The organism is Paenibacillus naphthalenovorans, from assembly GCF_900099895.1.
GTDB classification, from domain to species: Bacteria; Bacillota; Bacilli; order Paenibacillales; family NBRC-103111; genus Paenibacillus_G; species Paenibacillus_G naphthalenovorans.
The window spans coordinates 491,000-501,793 of the sequence record NZ_FNDY01000001.1; the positions used below are offsets into that span (position 1 = coordinate 491,000).

Below are 10,794 nucleotides of genomic sequence, written 5' to 3' on the forward strand. Positions count from 1 at the left end.
GGAGTCAACAGATCTTATAGACATGACTTCTTTAACATTAATTTCTGACTTTCTTTGGGAGGATGTATGAATCTACATACGGAACAACTCCGACAAAAAGCTCATGAACTTGCGCTAACCCATGAACCATACATCACGCGGCGCCTAGCGATGCGCATATGGCGGAATTTTACTACGGATATGGAAAATTTGACTGCGTTCATACGCTCCATGCATGGACGTCGCGCAAGTTGTTCGCAGCCGGCGGAAGAATGGTTCCTTGATCACGCGGAGTTCATTGAGGAACAGGGGTTAGTCATTAAAAGCCAGCTCACCGGAAGCTTTTTGCGGCGTTTGCCGCATCTACGCAAGACCGGCGAGCCACGGATTCTTTCGATCTGTGCCGATTATCTGAAACACGTGGACGGAAACCTGGACATGGACACTTTTGTTTCCTATATCAATTCTTATCAGGAAGTATCCGTTTTGACCATTGCTGAAACGTGGGCGATCCCGCTTATCGCAAGAATTGCCTTGATCCGGCGATTGGCCGAAGTGATGGAATTCATTCGCGAACGGCATGAGGTGTGTTCACTCGTCGAAAGGCTGCTGGAGCGAATGGAGCCGTCGAAGGTAAGTCCCGATGCGCTTAAGGCTGCGCTTGAACAAGCAGGCCAAGAGATGCCGCTCTCCGGTCCGATGATCGTCCATTTGGTCAGTCATCTGCGTGAATGGACGGACGATTCGGCACACGTACGTGAATGGCTGTTGTGCAACTTGGAAAACGGTCCTGACAGCCTGGATCGTATCGTCTCCTATGAGTATCAGCTTCAGGCGGCATATCAAGTGACGATAGGCAATGCCATCAGCAGTCTGAGAAAAATCGAACGCTGCGACTGGCACGAACCATTCGAGCAAATTTGCCTTGTGGAACAAACCATGAGGCAAGAAAACTCCGGTGACTATGTATTGCTGGATGATTCAAGCCGCAGCGTACTGCGGGGACGCGTTGAGCGGCTGGCCCGCCGCTTTAATGTGCCGGAGAATCTGATCGCCAAGCAGGCTGTGGAGCTGGCGGCACAAGAGTATAACCTGGCGTGCGCGGAACGAGAACAAGCCAACACCCATATAGCGGAGAAGGAGAGTGCCGCGGGTAGTGCGGTTCGTCCGGATGTGATGCCTCGTCCGGCGTATATCGCTTATTACCTGCTCGAACCGAGCGGCGTCAAAGAGCTCCAGCGCGCGCTGAAACAATGCAGCAGTCCCCGGCGTTTGTCGCATATAGGGCTGCTGCAACGGGCTACCGGCGTTTATTTCACCGTTCTTACAGGGCTGTTCCTGGTTGCACTTCTCGGATTCGCTTTGTGGATTGCAGGAGGCTTCAGCTTGACGCTGACCGGGTGGGCGGCGGTTTTGCTTTTGCTGTCAATACCCGTGAGTGAGTGGGCCGTAACGGCAACACACTGGATGATTGAGTGCGCAAGGCAGCCGCGGCCGCTGCTTCGCTATGATTTCTCGCATGAAATTCCGAGTGAGGCGACTACAATGGTTGTCATTCCGGTGATCTGGTCAAACGTCGAACAAGTGCGGGAAATGGCGGATCGGCTGGAGCTTCATTATCTGGCGAACCGCGATCCAAATCTTCATTTCGCCCTTCTGGGTGATTTTGCCGATGCCGACGCCGAGAGTCTTCCGCAGGATTCCGCCATTCTTGAAGCTGCCCGCGCAAGTATTGAGAGTTTGAACCGCACGTACTCCCAAACGGAAGAAAGCAGTACGTTTCACCTTTTTCAACGTCGCAGATTGTGGAACCCGTCTGAGGGCGTATGGATGGGCTGGGAGCGCAAGCGGGGCAAACTGGTAGAGTTCGTCGAACTGCTAAAAGGGCGAACAGATACGACCTACGACTTCGTAGTCGGGGATGCCTCGGTTCTTCCGGGCATCCGTTATATCATTACACTCGACGCGGATACACAGCTTCCGATCGGCAGCGCCCACCGGATGATCGGTACCCTGCATCTGCCATATAACCAGCCGCGGCTGAACCGTTCGCGGACACGGGTGGTCGAGGGATACGGCGTACTGCAGCCGCGAATCGGCATTAGTCACGAATCGTCCTTGCGTTCGCGCTTGGCTTATTTATGGTCAGGCGATCCGGGAATCGATCCTTATGCGTTTGCGGTTTCCGATCCGTATCAGGACGGATTAGGGCAGGGGATTTTCACGGGTAAAGGGATATTCGATGTCAGTGCATTTGCGCAGGTGCTATGCGAACGTATTCCTGAAAACCGGGTCCTTAGCCATGATTTGTTGGAGGGCGGCTTTTTGCGGGCAGGCTTGCTGTCGGACATTGAATTGATCGATGACCAGCCTGCCGCGTTCAGCGCGTATCAAAGAAGACTGCACCGATGGGTGCGAGGGGATTGGCAATTGCTTTTATGGCTCTTTCCCCGCACGTCCGACCGGCGGGGAAAGAGCTTGCCGGTCGATCTATCCGCTCTTACCCGCTGGCATATGATCGATAACCTGCGACGCAGTCTATTTCCGCCGGCGCTGTTCGCTCTTCTGCTGTTAGGTACGGGCGTCCTTCCCGGATCACCGGAACGCTGGTTTGTTTTTGGGTTTGCTACATTGTTTTTGCCGCTGATCCGCCAACTCGTGGCAATGCGGCATACTATTCGGCGTCCCCGGAGCCTGCTTGCCACGGCTTTGCAAGTTTTGGTTACCCTGTTGACTCTGCCGTTTCAAAGCGTTCTGCTGCTAGACGCGATCGGCAGAACTTTGTTCCGGCTATTCGTTTCAAAGCGTCGTTTGCTTGAATGGGTCAGCTCTGCGGAAATTGAACGCCGCAACCGCGGAAAGCGGCATATTGTGCTTTTAGGGATGTACCCGGGATATGCATTGGTGCTTGTCTTTGCGTTGGCAGCGGCGGCGAGCGGCGCTCCAGCGGTACGGTGGACAGGCTTGACGCTCTGTGCTGTATGGTTATTCGCTCCTCTTGTCGTCCACTGGTTGGACCGTCCCGTCCAACAGGCCGAGCTGACGCTCGAACCGGGAGAAGAGGAAGAACTGAAGGCGTTGGCCAAACAGATTTGGACCTTCTTCGAGGACTACGTTACCGCAAAGGACCATTGGCTGCCGCCTGATAACGTGCAGTTGGAGCCGCCCAATGGCATTGCACATCGAACTTCGCCCACCAATATCGGGCTTTATCTTGCCTGCACGCTCGCCGCACGGGATTTCGGATTTATCGATACGCCCGGGCTGATTGAGCGGTTGGAGCGTACGATCGATACGGTGGAGCGCATGAATAAATGGAACGGCCATCTTTATAACTGGTACGACACGACTACTCTAGAACCACTGCCTCCTCTGTACGTATCGACGGTGGATTCCGGTAACTTCGCCGGCTATTTAATGACAGTCAAAGAGGGGTTGGCCGAGTGGCTCAAAAATGACTTTACATTCAACGAAAGGCCGGAGTCGAATACCAAGGGTCAAGGTCAAGCGGAAGAAGCGTTCCATGTGGCATTCGCCGAGGATTTGGTGCCTTCACTGCAGGGTAAACTGACGGACAAGACCACGGAAACGGCAGACGCGGGAGTCGGGGGGAATAAAGACGGTTCCGGACGCAAAGCATCGGCAGAGGATTGGCCGGCACGCGGACAACATCTGATCTCACGCATGGCGCTGTTGATTGAGAAGACAGACTTTCGTCCGCTTTACGATCACAAGACCAAACTATTGACATTGGGGTATCATGCCGCGCTCCAAGAACGCGATAAGATTCTGTATGACCTGATGGCATCAGAGGCAAGACAGGCCAGCTTTATTGCCATTGCCCTCGGTCAGGTGTCTGTAGCTCATTGGCGCGCGCTCGGACGGACCATGACCAAAGTCGGGAAGCGCACCGCGCTGCTCTCCTGGTCCGGAACCATGTTCGAATATTTGATGCCCTGGCTGATGATGCGCACCTATCGGAACACCATCTGGGATAGCACCTACCGCGCCGTCGTGGAGCGGCAAATCGATTATGCGCACGAAAGGGGTGTCCCCTTCGGCATTTCCGAATCCGGCTATTACGCTTTTGATTACCAGATGAACTATCAATACAGGGCGTTCGGCGTTCCCGGTCTCGGCTTCAAGCGGGGCCTGGAACAGGATTTGGTCGTGGCGCCGTATGCCGCCATTCTGGCGCTGCCTTTTGCGAAACGTCAAGGGCTTAAAGATTTGCGTAAAATGGAGGAGCTTGGCGCGCGCGGCAAATATGGCTATTATGAGGCGATCGATTTCACGTCCGAACGGATGCCGAATAATGAGACATGCATGGTCATCCGCAGCTTTATGGCCCATCATCAAGGGATGAGTTTGCTTGCCCTTGCGAACATACTGCTGCCGGTAAAAATGTACGAGCGGTTTCACCGCGACAAGCGCGTGCAGGCGGCGGAGCTGCTGCTGCAGGAGCGGATACCCGCGCATCCCAAAATCATTAGACACCCTGCAATGGCACGTGAATATATGCCTGAAACAAGGCCGGTGCAGAATGATGCGCAGCGGGAATACCTCTCGGCAGATACGCGTACGCCGGAGGTGTGTGTTCTGTCCAACGGAACCTATATGACCGTCGTGACGGGCAGTGGCGGCGGGTTCAGCCGATATGAAGGTCTGGCCGTCTCGCGGTGGCGGGAGGATCCGGTATTGGACGATTGGGGGAGCTATATCTATATCCGTGACGTCGCCCGTGATGCGGTGTGGTCTCCGGCATTTCAACCGTGCCGTGTTCCGTCATCCGAACAACGCATACAATTCTCGCTTGACCGGGCCACCTTCATGCGTACAGACGGAGACGTGCAGACCCGTCTTGAAGTCTGCGTATCGCCCGAATGGAATGCGGAAATTCGCCGATTGACGCTGACCAACACGGGGAATGAGGCCAAGATCATAGAGGTCACAACGTTTACGGAGCTGGCCTTGGCCCCCCCTATAGCTGATGATGCGCATCCCGCTTTCAGCAAATTATTTATAGAAACAGAATATGCGGGCGATTCCGAGTGCCTTCTCGCCCGAAGAAGACCCCGACAGGAAAGTGAGAAGGCTGTATGGGCGGCGCATTCCCTCATGGCGGAAGGACGAACGCTCGGACCGGCGGAATATGAGACAGACCGGGCCAGCTTTATCGGCCGCGGACATTCCATCTCCCAGCCGCAGGGGATCCGTTCCCGCCTTCGCGGTACGGTGGGCTCTGTGGCGGACCCTGCCTTTATCATGCGGCGTCAGGTAAGCATCGAGCCCGGTGAACAGGTTCAATTGTTCGCTGTTACCGGGATTGCCGATTCCAAGGAGGAAGCGGTCGGCATCGTCCGCCGGTTCCTGGAGAACCAGGCGGTGGAACGAACATTTCTGCTCGCGTGGAATCGCAGTCAAATCGAGCTTAGGCATCTGCACATTACGGCCGCCGAGGCGGCGGCCTTCCAAACCTTTGCCGGACAGGTGCTGTATACTTCTCCGCTAAGGAAGGAACGGAAGGACAGAATCATGGCGAATGCCAAAGGGCAGTCCGGCCTCTGGGCGCATGGCGTGTCCGGGGACCGTCCGATGATCCTTGTACGGATCGAGAATCGGGCCAATATGAAATTTATTGCCAAACTTCTGATCGGACACGAGTATTTGCGCCGCTTGGGGTTATTTTTTGACCTGGTCATTCTGAATGAATCGGCAGGCGGATACCAGCAGGATTTGCAGAAAGCGCTGCGCAGTGCGGTAGAACACGGGATGGACCGGTATAACGCAGGGAATGGGGGAGTGTTCATTATTAATGCCGACCAGCTGCCGGATGTGGACAGGACGCTGCTGCTGGCCGCAGCCCGTCTTATCCTGCGTGCGGGCGGTCCGAGTCTGAAGGCGCAAATCAAGCTGCCGCGTCAGGATAAAGCCTGGCCGGCCCCGTTCGCAGCGACAGTGCCGTTAAACCGGTTCGGCAGCCCGCCGACGGAAGACGTGCGCGATTTGATGTTCTTTAATGGCTGGGGCGGGTTTTCACCCGATGGGCGGGAGTATCGGATCGTGATCAAGAACGGTAATCATTTGCCGGCGCCATGGATCAATGTCATCGCCAATCCTCGCTTCGGCTGCCTTGTTTCGGAGCTTGGCACGGGTTACACCTGGTGGAGAAATAGCCGGGAGTGCAAATTGACCCCGTGGTTCAATGATCCTGTGCTCGACCCGCCTGGTGAAGTTTGTTATTTGCGGGATGAAGAAAGCGGTGAAATATGGTCTGTTCCTTCGTCTGCCGCAAATCCGGACCAATCCTATACGGTTTCGCACGGTCGGGGATTCACGCGGTTTCATCACGAGAGATACGGTATCATGCAGGAAATGACCGTTTTTGTTCCGCTTCATGATCCTGTCAAAATCATCAAATTGCGGTTGCAAAACAAAACTTCCGAAAAAAGATGCCTTTCCGTCACCTATTACGCTGAATGGGTGCTGGGTGTACAACGTCAGGCGAACGCCTCCTTCATCGTTTCGGAATGGGACGAATCGGCCCAAATGCTCCTGGCTCGCAATGCATATCAGGAATCATTTCGCGATGCTACGGCCTTTTTGGGTATGTATCTGCTGCCTGAAGCGTCGGAGGAGTCCCCGGATACAGCATCAGAGGTTCAGCAGTCTGCTCCAGTCGAACCGGCTGATCTGTCCTGGACGGCAGACCGCAATGAATTTCTCGGGCGCAACGGCACATACGAAAATCCCGCTTCACTCAGCCGCGAGCGCTTGTCCAAGACAACGGGAGCTCTTTATGATACCTGCGGCGCGGTGCAGACCAAGCTTACGCTGGAGCCTGATGCCGAACGGACAGTTTACATACTTCTCGGTTGCGATCAGTCGCGCGATGCCGCCATGAAATTGGCGCAAACCTACCGTCAAGCGCGTGTCAGCGAGCAGTCATTAGCGCTTGTAGGGGAATTCTGGGATGATGTGCTGGACCAGATTTCGGTATCTACGCCATCCCCCGAGATGGATGTCCTGCTGAACGGATGGCTGCTTTATCAGACGCTCGGCTGCAGAATGTGGGCCAGATCCGCCTTTTATCAAGCGGGAGGCGCATACGGCTTTCGCGATCAGCTGCAGGATTCATTGGCGCTTCTGCACACCCGTCCCGACCTTACGCGTGCACAAATTTTGCTGCACGCTGCGCATCAATATGAGGAGGGCGATGTGCAGCACTGGTGGCATGAAGAAACGGAGCGCGGCATCCGTACGTTATTCTCCGACGATTTACTATGGCTGCCGTATGCGGCTTCGCGATACGTGGAGCATACGGGGGATGACAGCCTGTTTGAAGAGGCAGTTCCGTTTCTTCACAGTGAGCTTTTGCGGGAAGGGGAACATGAACGATACGAGCCGACACGCGTTTCAGAACAAAGCGGAACCCTGTTCGATCACTGCTTGCGGGCCATCGACAGGGCCTTGCAGCGCTTTGGCGAACATGGGCTTCCGCTGATCGGAATCGGAGATTGGAATGACGGGATGAATTTTGTTGGGGCGGAAGGCCGCGGCGAGAGTGTATGGCTCGGTTGGTTTCTCTATGACATTCTCGGCCGGTTCACGGATCTTTGCAGGGAGCGAGGTGACGCAGAACGGTCGCAACGTTACCGGGATGTAAGGGATCGGCTCATTCCTTCACTCGACGAGCATGCCTGGGATGGACAATGGTATCGCCGCGCCTTCACCGATGCCGGGCAATGGCTCGGTTCTATCCACAATCAGGAATGCCGAATCGATGCGATTGCCCAGTCATGGTCGGTCATTTCAGGAGCCGCGCCAAGGAACAAGGCTCTGCAAGCGATGCAGTCATTCGATCGTGAGCTTGTGGATCGGGAGCTTTCCGTCGCCCGTCTCCTGACACCGCCTTTTGACCGTACGCAGCCTAGTCCCGGTTACATTCAGGGCTATCCGCCGGGAATTCGCGAGAACGGGGCGCAGTATACGCATGGTGTCATTTGGAGCATTATCGCCTGGTGCCAGCTTGGGAAAGGGGACAAGGCGTTTGAGCTGTTTCACCTGTTAAATCCGCTAAACCACACGCGCACGTCAAACGAAGTGCGGAGGTACGCCGGTGAACCCTACGTGATGTCGGCAGACGTTTATACGGCGAATCCGCACAAAGGACATGCAGGCTGGACTTGGTACACCGGCGCCGCGGGGTGGATGTATCAGGCGGGAATTGAATGGATTCTCGGACTTCGCCGACGGGGGACGCGGCTGTACATCAGCCCGTGCATTCCCAGTGAATGGCCGGAGTATTCCGTTCATTACCGGTTCGGCAGGACGCGCTTTCTCATTACCGTCAATAATCCGCTGCATAAATCCGGCGGTGTGACTGCTTTACAGATGGACGGTCAAGAAATGTCCCTTAAGGAGCACGATGCAAAAGACGGTTACTACGTTGAATTATGTGACGATGGGCAAGTCCACCATGTGGTTGTGACGTTGTAGTGCCAAGGTATAAGAATGGGGCGGTCGTCGGCGGATGAAGAAGGCAAGCCGCAGCTTTACGCCGGACGGCCGCAGTAATCTGTACGCTTGTCATCATGATCGGTTGGAGGGAGTTTCCACATGTATAAAATACGTAAAGCGATTATTCCGGCTGCAGGCTTCGGCACCCGATTTTTACCCGCAACCAAATCCCAGCCCAAAGAAATGCTGCCTTTGATTAACAAGCCTGCAATTCAATATATCGTGGAAGAGGCCATTGCTTCTGGGATTCAGGATATTCTGATTGTGACAGGACGAAACAAACGCGCCATTGAAGACCACTTCGACCACAATGTGGAGTTGGAGTATTTCCTTAAAGAACAGGGGAAATGGTCTCAATATGAAGAAGTGCTGGAGATCGCGAAAATGGCGGATATCCATTTCATACGGCAAAAAGAGCAGCGCGGACTCGGGCATGCGGTCTTATGCTCCCGCAATTTTGTCGGAAATGAGCCATTCGCCATTCTTCTGGGTGACGATATTATCGATAACCCTACGAAACCGGCGCTTCGGCAGATGATGGAACAGTTTGAGACCCATGGGAAGACGGTGGTGGGCGTACAGCCCGTTTTGCCTGAAGAAGTGTCCAAGTATGGCGTGATTGCGGGCATGCCGATCGATAACCATATCTATGAATTGGAGGATTTGGTCGAAAAGCCCGATACGGATAAAGCGCCATCGAATTTGGCCATCGTCGGAAGGTATATCATTCAACCGGAGATTTTCGATATTTTGGAGGAAACAGGGCCGGGACGAGGCGGTGAAATCCAGTTGACGGACGCTCTCAAGATTCTCTGCCTCAAGCAGGGCATGCATGCGCGTCTTCTGGAGGGAGACCGCCATGATATCGGGGACAAATGGGGATATATAAAAGCTACTTTGTCATTAGCTTTGCGGTGTGAAGATTTGCATGATAAATTGCATCATTTTTGGCTTGAGCGGTCCAAGGGATCGGCAAGTAAATAATTTTAATGCATCATAGAAATACTAAACAGAGGAGGTGGAATAAATGGTGGCCAAGGAAAAGGAAAGAGATAACACGGATTCATCGGCTTTATGGATGGGATGGATTGGGATTATCGCAGGAATTATCGCTTTTTTCTTTTCACCGGTTCTGTTTGGTTGTGCTGCGATAATTCTTGGTTTGATCACCGTCTTTAGTCAAGCCAACAATTTGGGATGGTGGGCCATAGGCTTGGGTCTGGTCGGGGCAGCCGCGAATATGTGGTTGTATTAAAAAGTCGTAAGGTTAAACGGGGCTGTCCCAAAATTCACCGAGGTGACGGGGATACCCCTTTTTCAATTTTGTAAAACAAAAAGAAGCGGGTTAAAGTGGAATAATTAACCAGTCAGTACAATGAGATATAAAGAGGAGTACAGTATGATTTTTAAACCGAAACAACCTAATAAATGTGTCAATTGCATTTGGGGCCATTATGGCATACGCGGATTTGCCGGCCGATTTTCGCTGCGGCGAAATATACAGGAAATAAAACGGGTTTAACTTTATCCGACGGAACGATGATTCAAAAGGGGATATCTTACTAAAAATTCATTTACATAATGTCGTTCTATTAAGAGACATGCTTCCCTTAAGAAATGAAATCAAAAAGGCAAGATTTCTGTACAGGTTTATTGATAGTTCGTTGCCCGATCTTGCCCTGTATGTTAAAAACCATCCTAAATCCCGGCATTACGATGTTAAATCGGGGCTGTGAGAAATTAGGATTTGAAGCATTCCCGATATCCTCCACAGCATATAGATGTTTAAAATGGATGAGTTTGATGCCTATTTGCTTGCTATCGGTATCGCAGCCGTTTAAAAACTTGAAAAAGCATGTGCCGACCTATTTGTTTATGTCAAAGGATCAGCTTTTACAAAAATTATGTGGAGTTGATGATAAGCCCAAAAAGATCGTCTGAAACCAAAAGTACTATATATAGGTTTTATTTTACATTGCATCACAAAATATGGTGGGTTATACTTGAATTGTGGAAATCAGAATTGTTGCGCAATTCTATTTCCCATAATAGACTTTTCCTCATAACCTTTTTCTCACTTGCCTCCCCTGGAAGGGGAAGGCTTTTTTTGTTATCGTACCAGGCCCGCATCTCTGTCATACCGGGACAAAAATACCGGCCATTAATTACCGATGACATTGTCCGGCTCATTTTCTATACTCCTGAATCCGTGATAGTTCTTCTGTGAAAAAGAAGAAAAAGAAAGGAAATCGCATCTCCGATGGTGAATTTTAAAGGAACCATGAATGATCCACT

The 10,794-nt window shown here is 52.7% G+C and carries 3 protein-coding genes and 1 pseudogene; all 4 read left to right on the forward strand.

Annotated elements, in window-relative coordinates:
• Positions 1 to 66 precede the first annotated feature (66 nt).
• The 4 genes and pseudogenes from BLT35_RS02515 to BLT35_RS28025 all read left to right on the forward strand — a co-directional run bounded on the left by BLT35_RS02515 (position 67) and on the right by BLT35_RS28025 (position 10,440).
• Positions 67 to 8,478: a glycoside hydrolase family 94 protein gene (locus tag BLT35_RS02515; RefSeq protein WP_074726920.1), complete on the forward strand. Its 8,412-nt coding sequence runs from the start codon at positions 67 to 69 to the stop codon at positions 8,476 to 8,478.
• A gap of 120 nt (positions 8,479 to 8,598) precedes the next feature.
• The gene (galU, locus tag BLT35_RS02520; RefSeq protein WP_054818392.1) at positions 8,599 to 9,483 is read left to right on the forward strand and encodes a UTP--glucose-1-phosphate uridylyltransferase GalU; all 885 of its coding nucleotides are present in this window, start codon (positions 8,599 to 8,601) and stop codon (positions 9,481 to 9,483) included.
• A 43-nt stretch (positions 9,484 to 9,526) separates the two neighbouring features.
• Positions 9,527 to 9,754 (forward strand): hypothetical protein, encoded by a 228-nt coding sequence (locus tag BLT35_RS02525; RefSeq protein ID WP_062408650.1) that lies wholly within the window; start codon positions 9,527 to 9,529, stop codon positions 9,752 to 9,754.
• 301 nt (positions 9,755 to 10,055) lie between these two features.
• Positions 10,056 to 10,440: pseudogene (locus BLT35_RS28025) on the forward strand (YkoP family protein).
• Positions 10,441 to 10,794 lie beyond the last annotated feature (354 nt).

Bases quoted from the DNA above. Each gene is read 5' to 3' on its own strand.
- galU (WP_054818392.1), top strand. From the start codon at position 8,599: ATGTATAAAATACGTAAAGCGATTATTCCGGCTGCAGGCTTCGGCACC.
- BLT35_RS02525 (WP_062408650.1), top strand. From the start codon at position 9,527: ATGGTGGCCAAGGAAAAGGAAAGAGATAACACGGATTCATCGGCTTTA.
- BLT35_RS02515 (WP_074726920.1), top strand. From the start codon at position 67: ATGAATCTACATACGGAACAACTCCGACAAAAAGCTCATGAACTTGCG.